Raw genomic sequence first — 16,660 nt, 5'->3', positions numbered from 1 at the left:
GGTTCATTCAGGCTCTTCTTCGCGATCGCGGCGCCGCCGCGGTCTCCGTGCCGGGGCCGGCTCATCGTCGCCGCCCTCATCGGCCGGCCGTCGCCGTCGAGACGGCCGCCGCGGCCGTTCGTCCTCGTCGCCCGTACGCCGCCGCGACGGCCGTGCGCGGGACCGCTCACCTTCGGCGGTCGCACGGCGCCGCCGCCTCGGCCGTTCCTCGGGCCCCTCTTCGGACTCGCCCTCGGGTTCTTCGGCCTCGGCCGCCTCGCCGGGTTCCTCCTCGGGCTCCTCAGGCTCCTCGCCCTCCTCGCCCTCCTCGGCCCCCTCTTCCGGCTCTTCGTCGCCGGTCTCTTCTTCCTCGCCGCCGGCCTCTTCGTCCTCGCCCCCGGCGTCTTCCTCCTCGCCGCGGCCCTCTTCCTCCTCGCGGGGCTCCTCTTCCTCATCGCGCGCCTCGGACTCCTTCTCGCGAGCGCGCTTCTCCTCCTCCTCCATCGCCTCGTCGTGGGTCTTGACGACCTCGCCCTCGCGGATCTCACCCCGCCAGCCCTCGATCTCGTCGGCCTTGAGGACCGCGTGGACCATCAAGTGGCGGCGGAAGTGCTTGAACTCCAGCCGGGCGCGCCGTCCCGGGGCCCGCCAGAGGTTCCCCGTGTGCTCGAACAGTCCCTGGGGGTGGTACTCCATCACGAGGGTGATCCGGGTCAGGTTCGGCGCCAGCTCCGAGAAGCTCACGGCTCCGTCGACGTACCCCTTGGCACCCTTGGAGCGCCAGACGATGTGATCGTCGGCCACCTGCTCCTGAGTCGTCGCTTCCCAGCTGCGGTGGGACCAGAAGACCTGCGCCTTCCAGTTGGACTTCTCCTCCGAGGGCCGTTCGACGTTCTCGACCTTCTTCATGAAGGACGAGAAGTCCTCGTACTGGGTCCACTGGTTGTACGCGAGGCGGAGTGGCACGCCGACGTCGATCGTCTCGACGATGCTGGTGATCTTGCCCTTCTTGCCCTTGCCACCGCCGAACAGCTTCTTGACCTTTTCCTTCACCCCGGTCATACCCGCGCCGAGCGCGGCGCGTAGTGGCCCCTTGCCCTCGGTCAGCGCCGTCAGGCCCGACACTGCGGCCTTGACCCCGGGTCCGCCGCCGCCCTCGCCCCCGACCTTCTCGAGCAGCCCGCTGCTGAACTCGTTGACCTTGGCGCTGACCTTGTCCCCCACCGAGGCCAGGATCTTCTCCGCGAACGCCTCCAGCAGACTCTTGGCCTCCTGGGCGAGCCTCTGTGTGGGCAGTTCCTCCGTCAGTTCCGCGCTTTCCTTACCGAGGTTCTCGCTCGTCATCTCTGCCTCCCTCCCTTGGGCATTTCGCTCAAGGTCACGGGTCACGCACACGTGAGCCCGGGGGGCGCAACGAGAACCCCCTCGGATACACCCCGGTCCTGGCGGCGTTGATGTTCAGTTACCGCGGCGACCGTCCCCTTCTCGGGCGTTCCTCTTCACGCCGCGGGGCTCGCCGGCGCGGCTCCGGCCGCGAGGACCGCGCCGGGGGACGACGACGCCGCTCCGGCTCCGGCTCGCTGTCCTCCTCTTCCGGCTCGTCGTCCTCACGGTCGTAGTCGTCCTCGTACTCGTCCCCGTCGTCCTCGTCTTCATCGCGGTCGTCGTCGTACTCGTCCTCTTCGTACTCGTCCTCGTCGTACTCCGGCTCACGCGTACGGCGGGACGGCTCTCCCCGGTCTCGTTCGCCGCGGCCGGGCTCCTCACGCTTGCGCCGGGAGGGTTCGCGCCGTGGCCGGGCGCGCTCCTGCTCCTCCTCGGCCTCCTCTGGCGCCTCGCGACCCTTCGTGCCCGTTCCGCGCAGCGTGTCCGCGCGCTCCTGCAACCGGTCGCTGAGGGAGTCGATGCGGTTGCTCGCCGCCTTCTTGGCCACGTTCATACCGGCGTCGACGAGCTGGCCGCGTAGGTCTCCGGTGAGTTTGTCCAGCGACCCGCCCAGAGGCGTCTTCTTCAGGAGGTCCTCGGGCCCAATCGGGAGCTTGCCTCCCGCCGCAGCCGTGAGCGCCAGGAGGATCGCCATCCGGGTCTTGTGGCTCCGCCCCAGGACGTAGCCACCGACGACCGCGACGGCTATCTGACTTCCGCACTTCATGCGATCTCCCCCCGTACGCGACCCAGGATCAGCAGAACCTGGCGGCAGTGGCGGGAAACGGTCTTCCTGGCCGAGGCCGCCGGGCCGCGGATGAGATCAACGGCCGCCCCGTGCCCCATCGGGCCCGTCCCGGCGCACGATGATCGATGACCGCCAGGGAGCGGGCGCGGACCGTGTCGTAATGACGCGGCCGACCGCGGGTCGCGGTGTGTTTTGTATCGACTCTACCCTCGCAATTCGGGTTAGAGCAGGTCAGCGCCCCTTCGCGGGGTTTCTTTGCAAGGTCTTCACGTATGGGATGAGCCGGACTTCTGGTGGCACGCGTGACGCGTGGGGAAAACCTCCGGAGACCAAAATTCCGCCCAGGGCAGGTCCTGGAATCTCCCTCCCGCGATGAGAATCCGGCCGGAGGCGGGCCGCTGTTCCTCGCCTACAGGCCGATGAAGGGCCGGCTCACCAACGGCGGCGCCGACGCGCCCTTGGCCAGCGGGCTCTCGGCGGGCTCGAGCGGGATCTCGACGAGCACCGACGTACCGCCGCCGGCCGGGCTGACGACCTCGATGCTGCCGCCGAGGGCCTCGACGCGGTCCTTGAGACCGACCAGTCCGGAGCCACCGGACAGGTTCGCTCCGCCGCGGCCGTCGTCGTGGATCGAGAGCCGTACGGTCCGGTGCTCCATCACGAGGTCGACCCTCACCTCGGACGCGTGCGCGTGCTTGACGACGTTCGTCAGCGCCTCGGAGACGGTGTAGTAGACGGCGACCTCGACGCGTTCGGCGAGGCGCCCGATGACGTCCGTGCTCAGCTCGACCGGGACGGGTGAGTGCCGGGCGAGCGACCGGAGCGCGGGGCGCAGGCCGCTCCGCGTGAGGATCGGGGGGATGATGCCACGCGAGACCTCCTGCAGATCGTCCAGCACGTTGGCCAGGTCGTGGACGAGGCCGGAGATGTGCTCTCGGAGGCGTCTCTGACCGGGCGCGACGGCGGTGGTCTCCAGAGTGCGCAGCTTGAGGGCGAGGGTGACGAGCTGCTGCTGCGCGCCATCGTGCAGGTCGCGCTCGATGCGCCGGCGGCTCTCGTCCGCCGCCGCGACCACACGGGCGCGGGAGGCGAGGAGGTCACTGCGGCTCTGCGCGTTCGCGATCGCGGTGCCGACGAGCTCGACGAACTCCTGCATCCGGTCCTCGGTGACCCCGGGCATCGGCTCGTTCTCCAGTGAGTGGATGAGCATCGCACCCCAGACCCGTCCTTCGACCTTCACCGGGCAGCCGACCACACAGCGGATCCCTACCGCGTGGCTCCAGATCCCGATCGCGCTCGTGGCGCGTTCGTAGTTCTTCATCCGTGCCGGCCGTTCGGTCGTCAGCACGGTCGCCGTGACGGTGCCGCTCTCGATCGGCCAGTGCCCGTTGAGCGGTGGCATGACCTTGGGAACGCGAGGATCGTTCCAGTAGCCGACCACCCTCGCCGTGTCGTCGGACTCGAACCGGATGATCTCTGAGTGATCCGCTTCCAGGACGTGGCCCACCTCGGCGGCGACGGCGTCGAACACCTGGGTCGGCGAGACACCGGTCGCGACGAGGGTCGCGACGCGCCGGAGCGCTCCCTGCTCGTCCGCGACCCGGCGAAGCTGGTCACGGCTGACCTCCAGCGAGCCGACCATGGTGTTGAACTTGGACTCGAGCAGGCCGATCTCCCCGGGTGACGTCTCGGGCATCCGTACGGTGAGGTCGCCCTTGGCGAGCCCGCCGGCCACGAGGGCGGCGTGCCGGACCGGGCGGATGATGACTTTGGTCAGGTAGGTGATGAAGAAGCCGATCAGCAGCAGGGCGCCCGCCGCCGAGATCGCCGCGGTGACGGTGGCGCTGCGGGCGGCGTCGATCGCCTCCTGTTCCGAGACGGCGGCGATCTTGCGCTGGGCGTTCTCGAAGCTCTCGCACTGGTTCCGCAGCGCCGCCAGACGCTGCAGCCCCTCGCCCTTCTCCAGCATCGACCGCGCGGCCGCGGGATCGCTCTTGGCCGCGTTCGTCAACGGGATGAGGTAGTCGCGCATGTACGCGCTGTCGGCCTGCACGATCTGATGGGCCCATCTCGCCTGGGCCGCGTCCACCGTGGCCGACGCCCGCTCCAGGTCCGCCTCGCGTGCGGGCAGAGCGGCACGGTCGGCGGCGAAGTACCGGTCGAAGCCGGGGGCCTTGGTGACGATGAGGCCGCGTGACTCGGCGTCGAGGCCGAACATCAGCTTCTCCAGCCGGTCGGCGGAGACGAGGGCGGTCTTCGCGTGGCGCGCGACCGTCCCGGCGTCACGCAGGCCGGTGATCGCCATGAACAGGAGCGCGAACGCACCGACCATGAGGACGGCCATGACGCCGCCCACGAGGACCATCCGGTAGGTCAGCCCTCGCCGTTGGGCGACCTTCCACCATCCGCTCGGCATGCGCGGTCTCACGGGCTCACCCCCCGACCAGGACAGGACTGATCTTCATCTCCGATTGCGGCGTGCTCGCCTCGCCGACGGCGACGTGGAGGAGCGCGACGCCGGGCCGGAGATGACCGGCCGGGCAGGGATCCTTCTGTTCTCGTCGGGGCGGGGTCGATGGTCGCTTCCTTACTCGGACATTCACCAACGAACTCAGGGGGCGATGCCGTTCATACTCCTCGACGCATCCACGGCCCCGTATCGGCCATATGGGCAGGTTGTACGGCTGACCGGGGTTGACCGGAGGGTGCGTGGGTCACGCCGGCAGGTGCCGGAACGGCCGTCCGCGGGGACGGCCCGAGGGTCCGGTACGGGCCGGCCGGGTATCCGTGGAACCCGCCGCCACACGGCCACCTCCACCGGGCGGCCGGGGCCGGCGCCCTGCCCGGATGGGTGATACGGGGCCACCCCCGGACAGGCATAACCCGCTTTGACCTGCGGACATCAGCCTCCAGACCGGGCACATCGGGGGAATATGGCGCGCGAAGCGGGGGCACTTAGAGGTATTTTTCGTATCTACCCCCCAAGCCCTCTCCCCCAGGAGAGGCAGCCGCTCGCCCCGGTCCTTCTCGACAGAGAGAGTTTGCGTGTGCTGATCCGCCTCCTGCGCGCCCACCTGCGCCCGTACCGGAAACCGCTGGCCCTGGTGGTCGCGCTTCAGCTGGTGCAGACTCTGGCGACGCTCTACCTGCCGACCCTGAACGCCGACATCATCGACAACGGGGTGGTGAAGGGCGATACGGGCTACATCATGCACACCGGCGTCATCATGCTCACCGTGGCCCTCGTGCAGATCGTCTGTGCCGTCTGTGCCGTCTACTTCGGTGCCCGTACCGCGATGGCCCTCGGCCGCGACGTACGGTCGGCCATCTTCAACCGGGTCCAGGAGTTCTCGGCGCGCGAGGTGGGGCGCTTCGGTACGCCGTCGCTGATCACGCGGACCACCAACGACGTGCAGCAGGTCCAGATGCTGGCGCTGATGACGTTCACCATGATGGTGTCGGCACCGATCATGGGCGTCGGCGGCATCATCCTGGCGCTCAACCAGAACGTGAAGCTGTCCGCGCTGCTGCTGGTCGTCGTGCCCGTGCTCGGCGCGGTCATCATCCTGATCATCACGCGGATGCGGTCGCTGTTCCGCCTGATGCAGGACCGCATCGACACGATCAACCGGGTGCTCCGCGAGCAGATCACCGGCGTACGGGTCATCCGGGCGTTCGTGCGTGACCGCCCGGAGCAGGAGCGGTTCGCCACCTCCAACACCGAGCTGCTGCAGGTCTCGCTCGGGACCGGACGCCTGATGGCGCTGATGTTCCCCACGGTGATGCTGTGCGTCAACGTCTCCAGCGTCGCCGTCCTCTGGTTCGGCGGGCACTTGATCGACGGCGGGTCGATGCAGGTCGGCGCGCTGACCGCGTTCCTGAGCTATCTCATGCAGATCATGATGTCCGTGATGATGGCGACCTTCATGTTCATGATGGTCCCGCGCGCCGAGGTGTGCGCCGAGCGCATCCAGGAGGTCCTGGACACCGAGTCCAGCGTCGTGCCGCCGGCCGAGCCCGTGCGCACGACCGAGGTACACGGGCGGCTGGAGCTGCGGGACGCCGAGTTCCGGTACCCGGGTGCCGAGGAGCCCGTGCTCTGCGGCGTCGGGCTCGTCGCGCAGCCGGGCGAGATCACCGCGATCATCGGGTCCACCGGCAGCGGCAAGACCACGCTGCTCAACCTCATCCCGCGTCTCATGGACGTCACCGGCGGTGCCGTGCTCGTCGACGGCGTCGACGTTCGCCGGTTGGACCCGGAGGTGCTGTCGGACGCCGTGGCGTTCGTACCGCAGAAGCCGTACCTGTTCTCCGGGACGGTCGCCTCCAACCTGCGCTACGGCAAGCCCGGCGCCACCGACGAGGAGCTCTGGAAGGCCCTGGAGATCGCGCAGGGCCGCGCCTTCGTGGAGAGCATGGACGGCGGGCTGGACGCCAAGATCGACCAGGGGGGCACGAACGTCTCCGGCGGGCAGCGGCAGCGCCTGGCCATCGCGCGCGCCCTCGTGCGGCGGCCCGAGGTCTACCTGTTCGATGACTCGTTCTCGGCCCTGGACTACGCGACCGACGCCGCCCTGCGGGCGGCACTGGCCGCCGAGACCGCCGAGGCGACCGTCGTCATCGTCGCCCAGCGCGTCTCCACCATCCGGCACGCCGACCGCATCGTCGTGCTCGACGAGGGCCGGGTCGTCGGCACCGGCACCCACAGCGAGCTGATGGACACCAACGAAACCTACCGGGAGATCGTCCTCTCCCAGCTCACCGAGCAGGAGGCCGCATGAGCTCCCCCGCCTCTTCCGGTTCGGGGTCCGGTTCCGGCGAACGGCCGGTACCCGGCCGCGGGCCGGGGCCGGCACCGGGTACGGCCCGCGGACCGGCGGCGTTCATGGCCGGCCGGTCGACCGAGAAGTCGCTGGACTTCGGCGGATCGAGCCGGCGACTGCTGCGCATGCTGCGGCCCGAGCGGCCGCTCATCGCCGTCACGCTGGTGCTGGCCGTCGCGAGCGTCACCACGACCGTGCTGGGCCCGCGGATCCTCGGCCAGGCCACCGACCTGATCTTCGCCGGTGTGATCGGCCGCCAGGCCCCGGCCGGTGCCACCAAGGCCGAGGTGGTCGCCCGCCTGCGGAACAACGGCCAGGGCACCCTCGCGGACCTGCTCAACTCGGTGAACTTCGTGCCCGGGCACGGCATCGACTTCGGCAAGGTCGGCATGGTGCTGCTGACCGTGCTGGCGCTCTTCCTCGTCGCGGCCGTCCTCGGCCTGCTGCAGGGACTGCTGACCACCACCATCGTCCAGCGCTCGATGTACCGGCTGCGCGAGCAGGCCGAGACCAAGCTGGCGCGGCTCCCCCTCGGCTACTTCGACCGGCAGCCGCACGGCGAGATGCTCAGCCGGGTCACCAACGACATCGACAACCTGGCCCAGACGCTCCAGCAGACGCTGAGCCAGATCCTGACCTCGCTGCTCACGATCGTCGGCGTGCTGACCATGATGATCGTCATCTCCCCGCTGCTGGCGATCATCGCGTTGGTGACAGTGCCGGTGTCGGTGCTGGTCGCGGCCAGGATCGGCAAGAAGGCCCAGCCGCAGTTCGTCAAGCAGTGGGCCACCACGGGCCGCCTCAACGGGCACATCGAGGAGATGTACACCGGGCACTCGCTGGTCAAGGTCTTCGGCCGACAGAAGGAGTCGAGCGAGGTCTTCGCCAAGCACAACGACACCCTGTACGCCTCCAGCTTCCGCGCCCAGTTCATCTCCGGCATGATCCAGCCGGCGATGATGTTCATCGGCAACCTGAACTACGTGCTCGTCGCGGTCGTCGGCGGTCTTCGGGTGGCCTCGGGCTCGCTGTCGCTGGGCGAGGTGCAGGCGTTCGTCCAGTACTCCCGGCAGTTCACCCAGCCCATCACGCAGGTGGCGAGCATGGCCAACCTGCTGCAGTCCGGCGTCGCCTCGGCCGAACGCGTCTTCGCCCTGCTGGACGCCGAGGAGCAGGAGCCCGACCCGGTGAATCCGGTCCGGCACGAGGACGTACGCGGTCGGGTGGCGTTCGAGCACGTCTCGTTCCGCTACAAGCCGGACATCCCGCTGATCGAGGACCTGTCCCTGGCGGTCGAACCGGGCCAGACGGTCGCCATCGTCGGCCCGACCGGCGCCGGCAAGACCACGCTGGTGAACCTCCTGATGCGCTTCTACGAGGTCACCGGCGGCCGGATCACGCTCGACGGCGTCGACGTCGCCGAGATGACGCGTGAGGACCTGCGCGCACGCACCGGGATGGTGCTGCAGGACGCCTGGCTGTTCGGCGGCACCATCGCCGAGAACATCGCGTACGGGGCGGAGGGCGCGAGCCAGGAGGAGATCGTGGCGGCGGCGCGTGCCACGTACGTCGACCGGTTCGTCCGCACCCTGCCGGACGGCTACGACACGGTCATCGACGAGGAGGGCGGGAACGTCAGCACGGGTGAGAAGCAGCTGATCACCATCGCCCGTGCGTTCCTCGCCAAGCCCGCGATCCTCATCCTGGACGAGGCGACCAGCTCGGTCGACACCCGCACCGAGGTCCTGATCCAGCACGCCATGAACTCCCTGCGTGAGGGACGTACCAGCTTCGTCATCGCCCACCGGCTGTCCACCATCCGCGACGCCGACCTCATCCTCGTGATGGAGTCGGGCAGCATCGTCGAGCAGGGCACGCACGACGAGCTCCTCAAGGCCGAGGGCGCGTACGCGCGCCTCTACGCGGCCCAGTTCGCCCAGGCCGTGGTGGAGGTGGACTGACGCGTTCTAGAGCTCCAGGACCGCGGGCGGCTGGGCCAGCTCCGAGGCGGCGGCGAGCTTGGGGCCGAGGTCGCGGGCGAGCGTCGCGGCCAGCGTACGGAAGGCACGTACCTCCGGGCGCGGGTCGTTCCTGCGCGTGGCCAGCGCGCTCTGCTCCCACGGCGCGTCCAGGACCGGCACGAAACGGATGCCCGGCCAGTGGTAGAGGCGCGAGAAGGAGTACAGCGCGGCGCCCGTACCCCGGCCGGCGGAGACGCTGGTGAGCACGTCCTGGATGGTCTGGGCCTGGTCCACGCCGCAGCGGGGCGGCATCCCGTTGCGGGCGCAGGCGAAGTACAGGTAGTCGGTGAAGACCCGTGGAGCGCCCTTCGGAAGGCCGACGAACGGCAGGTCGAGGACGTCCGTCAGTCGTACGGACTCCGCGTCGCCGACCGGGTTCGCCGACGGCACGATGAGCACGCGGGGCTCGGTGGTGAGCACGTCCACGCGGAGGCGTTCGTCGTCGGGCGGCGGGCGTACGAAGGCGACGTCCACCCTGTGCTCGGTCAGGGCGGTGGTGTGCTCGGCGAAGCTCAGGCTCTCGACGCTGATCGGTGTCTGGGGCTGTGCCTTGCGGAACGCTCGCAGGATGGCGGGCGTCAGCTCGGCCGAGCCGGGCGCCATCACACCGACGCGCAGGGGCAAGGGGCTGTCGGTGTGCAGGTCGGTGACCGCGTCGGAGGCGGCGTTCGCGGCGGCGAGCATGGTCCGGGCATGGGGTACGAGACGTTCGCCCGCCGGCGTCAGCGCGATCGGTGAGCGTTCGAGGAGCTGGACTCCCAGTTCGCGTTCGAGCCGCTGGATATGTCCCGTCACCGCTGGCGGCGACAGGAACAGCCGGGTGGCCGCGCGGGCGAACTGCCCTTCCTCGACGACCGCCAGGAACGACGCAAGCTGCCGTAGTTCCACAGATTCAACGTATGTGACCCGACACCCCTTTCCGCACTCGGATTAACCTTTCGTGAACTTTGTCGGGTTCTGGGGCCAGGCCGCGTATACCGGAACTGTGACCGCGAACGCACTCCCCAAGCGCCGCGCCGTCTCACCGGACGCAAGGGTGTCCCCGAGGCCTGGCGCCGGGCCGGCGACCGACCACAGGTCGGCCCTCCGGCCACGGTGCCGTGCACGCCGGCGTCCGTACCCGGCCAGCGGCTCGTTCGCCGTCTACGCGGCGGGTTCTTCCACCGCTCGTCGCAAGCTCGCCCACCACCGCCACCACCCTGCCCTGGTCGCCCCCGCAACGGCGCTCGCGCCCCCACGCTCGCTGTGCCAGGGTCCGCCGCACGTGGTGGCGGTGGTGGGCGTTCGGACCTAGGACAGCACCCAGCCACCGTCGACGCACACGGTCTGGCCGGACATGAAGGAGCTGTCGGGACCGGCGAGGAAGCTGACGACGCCGGCGATGTCCTCGGCCACGCCGCGCCGCCGGAGCGACTGGACCGCGAACGCGTTGCGCTCGGCCTCCTCCGGGTCCGGCGTGGTCTCGATCTCCTCTTCGGTCCGTATCGCGCCCGGCATCACGGCGTTGACGCGTACTCCGGCCGGGCCCAGGGCACGCGCCATCGAACGCGTGAATCCGAGGAGCCCCGCCTTGGTCGTGGCGTACGGCACCGAGTCGGCCTTGCCGACCCGGGCGAGGACGCTGCTGACCGTCACGATGGCGCCGCCCTCGATCGGATCGGCGAAGGCGCGCCGCGAGCAGAGGAACGCGCCACGGAGGTTGACGCCCATGATCCGGTCCCAGTCGTCCACGGTGATCTCGTTCCAGGGTGCGCGCCTGGTCACCATGGCGTTGTTCACGAGGACGCCGACCCTGCCGAGCTCGGCCTCGCAGCGCCCGACCATCGCGTCCACCGCGCCGGCCTCGCTGACGTCGGCCGCATAGACGGCGGCCGTCCCGCCCTCGTCCCGTATCTCCGCCGCGACCTGCTCGGCCAGGGCGACCATCCGCTCCTCCGGCCGGCTGTTGATCGCCACGGCCATCCCGTCGCGCGCGAGGCGGCGGGCGGTCGCGGCCCCGATCCCGCGCGACGCACCCGTCACCAACGCCACCTGCTTCGCCATCCGGCCGGCCTCCTTCCGATCGGCCCCCGGAGTCAAGGGTCTCCGAAAAAGCGGACGAACCGGTAGATCGCCCCGCAGGAACGATAGCCGCCGAGGTCACGGCCCTGCCACGCCCTCACGGACATGTGATCGATTTTTGCATCCAAATGTTTGGCTCTTGCGTTGAGTTGTCAAGAAATCTAACCTCTGTGATGCGTCCCACATGCCTCCCCCAGGCACGTGCCCCCTCCAAGCGTCGCCGCCTGCCCGGCGGACGGCGCTGTTCACGACGAGAGGCGCAATGAGACCGAAGTACGTACGCCTGCGCTTGGTCGCAGCAACCGCCGCGGTGAGCCTGTTCGCGGCGCTGGGACTGGCGTCACCCGCGATGGCGTCGGCCAAGCCCGCAGCGGCCGCCGACACGAACCTGGCCGCCGGCAAACCGATCACGGCCTCCTCCCACGTCTACGACTTCGTCGAGACGAACGCCAACGACAACAATGTCGGCACCTACTGGGAGAGCGCCGGCGGCGCCTACCCGGCCACGCTGAGCGTCAACCTGGGCGCGAAGGCCACCATCAGCTCCGTCGTCGTCAAGCTGAACCCCGATCAGATCTGGGGCACGCGTACCCAGACCATCGAGGTGCTCGGCCGGGCGGCGCACTCGGGCAACTACACGAGTCTCGTCGGCGCGCAGTCCTACACCTTCAACCCGTCCTCCGGCGCCAACACCGTGACGATCCCCGTCTCCGCCACGGCAGCCGACGTCCAGCTGAAGTTCACCACCAACTCGGGCGCGCCCGGCGGCCAGGTCGCGGAGTTCCAGGTCATGGGCTCGCCGGCACCGGCTCCCGATCTCACGATCAGCGACATGTCATGGACCCCGGCGTCACCGGTGGAGACGGACTCGATCTCGCTGCGGGCGACGGTGAAGAACACCGGCACCGCGGCGTCCGACGCGACCAACGTCAACTTCTACCTGGCCGGCCAGAAGGTCGGCACCGCGTCGGTCGGCGCACTCGCGGCGGGCGCGTCCAGTGCGGTGACGGCGTCCATCGGGACCCGTAATGCGGGCACGTACCAGCTCACCGGCAAGGTCGACGAGGCCGACACCGTCCTGGAGTTGAACGAGAGCAACAACTCCTACACCAACCCGTCGTCGCTGGTGGTCGCGCCCGTCGCCAGCTCCGACCTGGTCGCCTCGTCGGTGAGCTGGACACCCGGCAACCCGGCGAGCGGCAACAACGTGTCGTTCAGCGTGGCGGTGAAGAACCAGGGCACCGTCGCCTCGGGCTCGGGCTCGCACGGCATCACGCTCACGCTGCTCGACGCGAACAACGCGACCGTGAAGACGTTCACCGGCTCGGTCAGCGGGACCATCGCCGCCGGCGCCACCGCCGGCACGGTGACCCTGGGCTCGTGGACCGCCGTCAACGGCAAGTACACCGTCAAGGTCGTGCTGGCCAACGACACCAACGAGCTGCCGGTCAAGCAGGCGAACAACACGAGCACCACGCCGTTCTTCGTCGGCCGCGGCGCGAACATGCCCTACGACAGCTACGAGGCCGAGGACGGCGTCCTCGCCGGCGGTGCCACCGTCGTCGGCCCGAACCGTACGGTCGGCGACCTGGCCGGTGAGGCCTCCGGACGCCGGGCGGTCAAGCTGGCGAGCACGGGCAGCAGCGTGGAGTTCACCACCAAGGCCAGCACCAACACGCTGGTCACCCGGTTCGCCATGCCGGACGCGTCGGGCGGCGGCGGGATCGACTCGACGCTGAACATCTACGTCGACGGCACGTTCCTCAAGGCGATCGACCTGACCTCGCACTACGCGTGGCTGTACGGCAACGAGACGGGGCCGGGCAACTCACCGGACTCGACTCCGCGCCACATCTACGACGAGGCCCACGTCATGCTCGGCACGACCGTGGCGGCCGGCCACAAGATCCGGCTGCAGAAGGACGCGGCCAACTCGGCGGCCTACTACTCGATCGACTTCATCAACACCGAGCAGGTCTCCCCGATCGCCAACCCCGACCCGTCCAAGTACACGGTGCCCACCGGGTTCGCCCAGCAGGACGTGCAGAACGCCCTGGACAAGGCCCGGCAGGACCCGACCCTGACCGGCGTCTACCTGCCCGCGGGCACGTACCAGACGTCGAGCAAGCTGCAGGTGTACGGCAAGGCGCTCAAGGTCGTCGGCGCCGGGCCCTGGTACACGCAGTTCCAGGCACCCACCGGGCAGGAGAACACCGACGTCGGGATCCGTGCCGACTCGACGGCGAACGGCTCGACGTTCTCCGGCTTCGCCTACTTCGGCAACTACACCTCGAGGATCGACGGCCCCGGGAAGGTGTTCGACTTCTCCAACGTCGCCAACGACACGATCGACAACGTGTGGGTCGAGCACATGGTCTGCATGTACTGGGGCGCCAACACCGACAACATGACCATCACCAACTCGCGGATCAGGGACACGTTCGCCGACGGCATCAACATGACCAACGGCAGCACGGACAACCTGGTCAGCAACGACGAGGCCCGGTCCACCGGCGATGACAGCTTCGCGCTGTTCTCGGCCATCGACTCGGGCGGCGCCGACGAGAAGAACAACGTCTTCCAGAACCTGACCGCGATCCTGCCGTGGCGCGCGGCGGGCCTCGCCGCGTACGGCGGCTACGACAACACCTTCAAGAACATCTACATCGCCGACACCCTGGTGTACTCCGGGATCACCATCAGCTCGCTCGACTTCGGCTACCCGATGAACGGCTTCGGACCGGACCCGACGAACTTCAGCAACATCTCGATCGTGCGGGCCGGCGGCCACTTCTGGGGCTCGCAGACCTTCCCCGGGATCTGGCTGTTCTCGGCCTCGAAGGTGTTCCGCGGCATCCGGGTGAGTGACGTGGACATCATCGATCCGACCTACTCCGGAATCATGTTCCAGACCAACTACAGCGGAGGCCAGCCACAGAACCCGGTCACCGACACGGTGCTGACCAACATCACGATCAGCGGCGCGCACAAGAGCGGAGACGCGTACGACGCCAAGTCCGGGTTCGGGATCTGGGCCAATGAGCTGCCCGAACCCGGCCAGGGTCCCGCGGTCGGCTCGGCCACCTTCAACAACCTCAAGCTGAGCGACAACGCGGTGGACATCAGGAACACGACGTCCACCTTCACGATCAACGTCCAGTAGAGGGAGGCGGCGCGCCCCGGCACCTTCGGGTGCCGGGGCGTTCGCCTGCCCCCTGCGGGCAGGGCACCACGACCCTTTGGCATGATCGGGTCAGTGGTCGAAGGAGCGTGGGCCGGATGGACGTTCGACTGATCACCGCGGATGGCGTCGAGGAGCGTTCCGCCGACGAGCTGGCGGAGCTGCTCGCCGCCGGGGACGGCCTGGTCTGGGTCGACATTCCGAGCTGCGACGCCCGGGGCACGCAGGTGCTGACCGAGGTGTTCGGCTTTCACCCGATGGCGATCCACGAATGCGTCGAGCGCAACCGCGTGGCCAAGATGCACGCGTACCCGGATCACGTGTTCGTCGTCCTGCACACACCGGAGCGGGGCGAGCGCGGTCACGTGCACTACCTCGAGCTGGACCAGTTCGTCGGACGGAACTACCTGGTGACCGTGCACGGTCCCCTCAACCCGGTGGTCCCTCCGGAGGCGGCGCTGCGCGAGACCGCCGCCGTCCTGCGTCGGATCCAGGCCGGGCGGCTGCGCCCGGCCACTCCGTGGGAGCTCTCGCACGCGATCGTCTCCGCCGTGACCCGCAGCCAGGAGGCGTACGTCGAGACGGTGACCAGCGACATCTGGCGGCTCGAACAGCAGGTCACCGGCGGGAACGTCGACGACCCGGAGGAGTTCCTCAACGAGCTGTTCCGTGCCCGCCACAGCCTGCTCGCGGTCCGCACCATGGGCGCGCTGGGCGCGGGGAGCTATGAGCGGATGAAGAGCCTCACCCGCATCTCGGCGGCCGGGCGCCCGCTGGTGACCGACATGGCCGACCAGCTCGACCGGATCCGCGGCGTCGCCGACGGCGAGCGCGAGTACCTCCAGGGCGTGATCGAGTTCTACCAGACCGTCCTCACCATCAAGGCCACGCTGATCGGCCAGGCGCAGACGGAGGAGGCCAAGCGGCTGACCGAGGCCAGCTACGCCCAGAACGAGGAGCTCAAGAAGATCTCCGCGTGGGCGGCGGTCTTCTTCGCTCCCACCCTCGTCGGCACGGTCTACGGCATGGACTTCGACCACATGCCCGAACGGCACTGGGTCGACGGCTACCCGTTCGCGCTCGCCCTGATGGCGCTGGGCTCACTCGTGCTGTACCGGATGTTCAAACGCCGCGGCTGGCTCTGATCAGCCCGCGCGGGTGGCCGCCTCCTCCAGGGCGCGGCGGGTCAGGACGCGTGCGAGGTGGCGGCGGTAGTCCGGGCCGGCGTTGCGGTCGGCGAAGGGCGAGGTGCCCTCGGCCGCCTGGGCCGCGGCGTCCGGGATCGCGGCGCCGTCGGCCAGCGCGCGCTCGACGGCCGTCGCCCGCAGCGGCGTCGACCCCATGTTCACCAGCGCCACCGACTCGCCCTGGACGACGACGGCCACGATGGCCCAGTCGATCGCGCGGCTGGTGAGCTTCTGGAACGACCAGGCCGGCGAGGCCGGTCGTGGCAGGCGGATCTCGGTGAGCAGCTCGTCGGGTTCCAGCGCCGTCTCGAACGGGCCGCGGAAGAACTCCCCCGACGGAATCTCACGTACGCCCGACGGCCCGGAGACGACCAGGACCCCGTCCAGGGCCAGGACGACGGCCGGCACGTCCGAGGCGGAGTCGCCGTGGGCGATCGAACCGCCGATAGTGCCGCGGTGGCGCACCTGGGGGTCTCCGACCTTGCCCGAGGCGTTGGCGAGCAGCGGCAGCTCCTCGGCGAGCAGGTCGGAGTGCTCGAGGTCGTGGTAGCGGGTGAGCGCGCCGATCGCGATGTGGTCGTCCTCACCGCGGATGTAGGACAGGTCGGGCACGCGGCCGATGTCGACGAGGAACTCCGGCACGGAGAGGCGCAGCTTCATCAGCGGGAGCAGTGAGTGCCCGCCCGCGATGACCTTCGCGTCGTCGCCGTGCTCGGCGAGCAGGCTCAGGGCCTCCTCCGCCGTACCGGCGCGCCGGTACACGAACCGTGCGGGGATCATCGGATGCCCTCCGCCGCGGACAGGATCGCCTGGACGATGTTGTGGTAGCCGGTGCACCGGCAGAGGTTGCCCTTCAGAGCCATGCGGACCTGCTCCTCGGTGGGATCGGGGTTCTCGCGCAGCAGTGACGTCGCCGCCATCACCATGCCGGGGGTGCAGAACCCGCACTGCAGCGCGTGCTTCTGCTGGAAGGCGTTCTGGACCGCGTCCATCTCACCGCCGTCGCCGGCCAGCCCCTCCAGGGTCTCGACCTCATCGCCGTCGACCTGCGCCGCGAGCACGGTGCACGACTTGACCGACTCGCCGTTGACGAGCACGGTGCACGAGCCACAGGTGCTCGTGTCACAGCCGATGTTGGTCGCGGTGAGGCCGACCACGTCCCTCAGGTGGTGGACCAGGAGAGTGCGGTCCTCCACCTCGTGGCTCGTCTTCTCGCCGTTGACAGTGATCGTCAC

At 69.3% G+C, this 16,660-nt stretch carries 11 protein-coding genes; 4 read left to right on the top strand and 7 right to left on the bottom strand.

Going from position 1 to position 16,660, the window contains the following annotated elements:
- Positions 1–3: 3 nt before the first annotated feature.
- The 3 genes from FB559_RS22715 to FB559_RS22705 form a co-directional block, all read right to left on the bottom strand.
- On the bottom strand, positions 4–1,323 hold the full coding sequence (locus tag FB559_RS22715; protein ID WP_141957511.1) for an SRPBCC family protein: 1,320 nt from the start codon (positions 1,321–1,323) through the stop codon (positions 4–6).
- A 118-nt stretch (positions 1,324–1,441) separates the two neighbouring features.
- Entirely contained in the window at positions 1,442–2,131 is a 690-nt protein-coding gene (locus tag FB559_RS44055) for a hypothetical protein (RefSeq protein WP_185792350.1), read from the bottom strand.
- 430 nt (positions 2,132–2,561) lie between these two features.
- Entirely contained in the window at positions 2,562–4,580 is a 2,019-nt protein-coding gene (locus FB559_RS22705; RefSeq protein WP_141957510.1) for a sensor histidine kinase, read from the bottom strand.
- Positions 4,581–5,199: 619 nt separating this feature from the next.
- Between FB559_RS22705 and FB559_RS22700 the strand changes: the two genes are divergently transcribed.
- Positions 5,200–6,933 (top strand): ABC transporter ATP-binding protein, encoded by a 1,734-nt coding sequence (locus FB559_RS22700; RefSeq protein WP_141957509.1) that lies wholly within the window; start codon positions 5,200–5,202, stop codon positions 6,931–6,933.
- A complete protein-coding gene (locus FB559_RS22695; protein WP_141957508.1) occupies positions 6,930–8,936 on the top strand; it encodes an ABC transporter ATP-binding protein in 2,007 nt (668 codons plus the stop codon). The genes FB559_RS22700 and FB559_RS22695 overlap by 4 nt, the downstream gene beginning before the upstream one ends.
- Positions 8,937–8,942: 6 nt before the next feature.
- Here the strand turns inward: FB559_RS22695 and FB559_RS22690 are convergent, their stop codons facing one another.
- The gene (locus FB559_RS22690) at positions 8,943–9,884 is read right to left on the bottom strand and encodes a LysR family transcriptional regulator (RefSeq protein WP_141957507.1); all 942 of its coding nucleotides are present in this window, start codon (positions 9,882–9,884) and stop codon (positions 8,943–8,945) included.
- Between the two features lie 402 nt (positions 9,885–10,286).
- Complete coding sequence (locus FB559_RS22685) at positions 10,287–11,039, bottom strand: SDR family NAD(P)-dependent oxidoreductase (protein WP_141957506.1); 753 nt, start codon at positions 11,037–11,039, stop codon at positions 10,287–10,289.
- Positions 11,040–11,319: 280 nt separating this feature from the next.
- On the opposite strand from FB559_RS22685, the gene FB559_RS22680 reads away from it, so the two are divergent.
- Together FB559_RS22680 and FB559_RS22675 are read left to right on the top strand one after the other, a co-directional pair.
- Positions 11,320–14,220 (top strand): CARDB domain-containing protein, encoded by a 2,901-nt coding sequence (locus FB559_RS22680; protein ID WP_246121904.1) that lies wholly within the window; start codon positions 11,320–11,322, stop codon positions 14,218–14,220.
- 116 nt (positions 14,221–14,336) lie between these two features.
- The gene (locus FB559_RS22675) at positions 14,337–15,383 is read left to right on the top strand and encodes a magnesium transporter CorA family protein (RefSeq protein WP_141957504.1); all 1,047 of its coding nucleotides are present in this window, start codon (positions 14,337–14,339) and stop codon (positions 15,381–15,383) included.
- Here FB559_RS22675 and FB559_RS22670 read toward each other — a convergent pair whose 3' ends face one another.
- A complete protein-coding gene (locus FB559_RS22670; protein WP_141957503.1) occupies positions 15,384–16,205 on the bottom strand; it encodes an FAD binding domain-containing protein in 822 nt (273 codons plus the stop codon). It abuts the gene before it with no gap.
- Positions 16,202–16,660 (bottom strand): (2Fe-2S)-binding protein, encoded by a 459-nt coding sequence (locus FB559_RS22665; RefSeq protein WP_425455079.1) that lies wholly within the window; start codon positions 16,658–16,660, stop codon positions 16,202–16,204. The genes FB559_RS22670 and FB559_RS22665 overlap by 4 nt, the downstream gene beginning before the upstream one ends.

The organism is Actinoallomurus bryophytorum (assembly GCF_006716425.1).
Taxonomy (GTDB): Bacteria; Actinomycetota; Actinomycetes; order Streptosporangiales; family Streptosporangiaceae; genus Actinoallomurus; species Actinoallomurus bryophytorum.
The sequence above is the reverse complement of the archived record's forward strand: the minus strand, read 5'-3'. Positions and strand labels throughout refer to the sequence as shown.

Bases quoted from the DNA above. Each gene is read 5' to 3' on its own strand.
- FB559_RS22680 (WP_246121904.1), top strand. From the start codon at position 11,320: ATGAGACCGAAGTACGTACGCCTGCGCTTGGTCGCAGCAACCGCCGCG.
- FB559_RS22695 (WP_141957508.1), top strand. From the start codon at position 6,930: ATGAGCTCCCCCGCCTCTTCCGGTTCGGGGTCCGGTTCCGGCGAACGG.
- FB559_RS22675 (WP_141957504.1), top strand. From the start codon at position 14,337: ATGGACGTTCGACTGATCACCGCGGATGGCGTCGAGGAGCGTTCCGCC.
- FB559_RS44055 (WP_185792350.1), bottom strand. From the start codon at position 2,131: ATGAAGTGCGGAAGTCAGATAGCCGTCGCGGTCGTCGGTGGCTACGTC.
- FB559_RS22670 (WP_141957503.1), bottom strand. From the start codon at position 16,205: ATGATCCCCGCACGGTTCGTGTACCGGCGCGCCGGTACGGCGGAGGAG.
- FB559_RS22715 (WP_141957511.1), bottom strand. From the start codon at position 1,323: ATGACGAGCGAGAACCTCGGTAAGGAAAGCGCGGAACTGACGGAGGAA.
- FB559_RS22685 (WP_141957506.1), bottom strand. From the start codon at position 11,039: ATGGCGAAGCAGGTGGCGTTGGTGACGGGTGCGTCGCGCGGGATCGGG.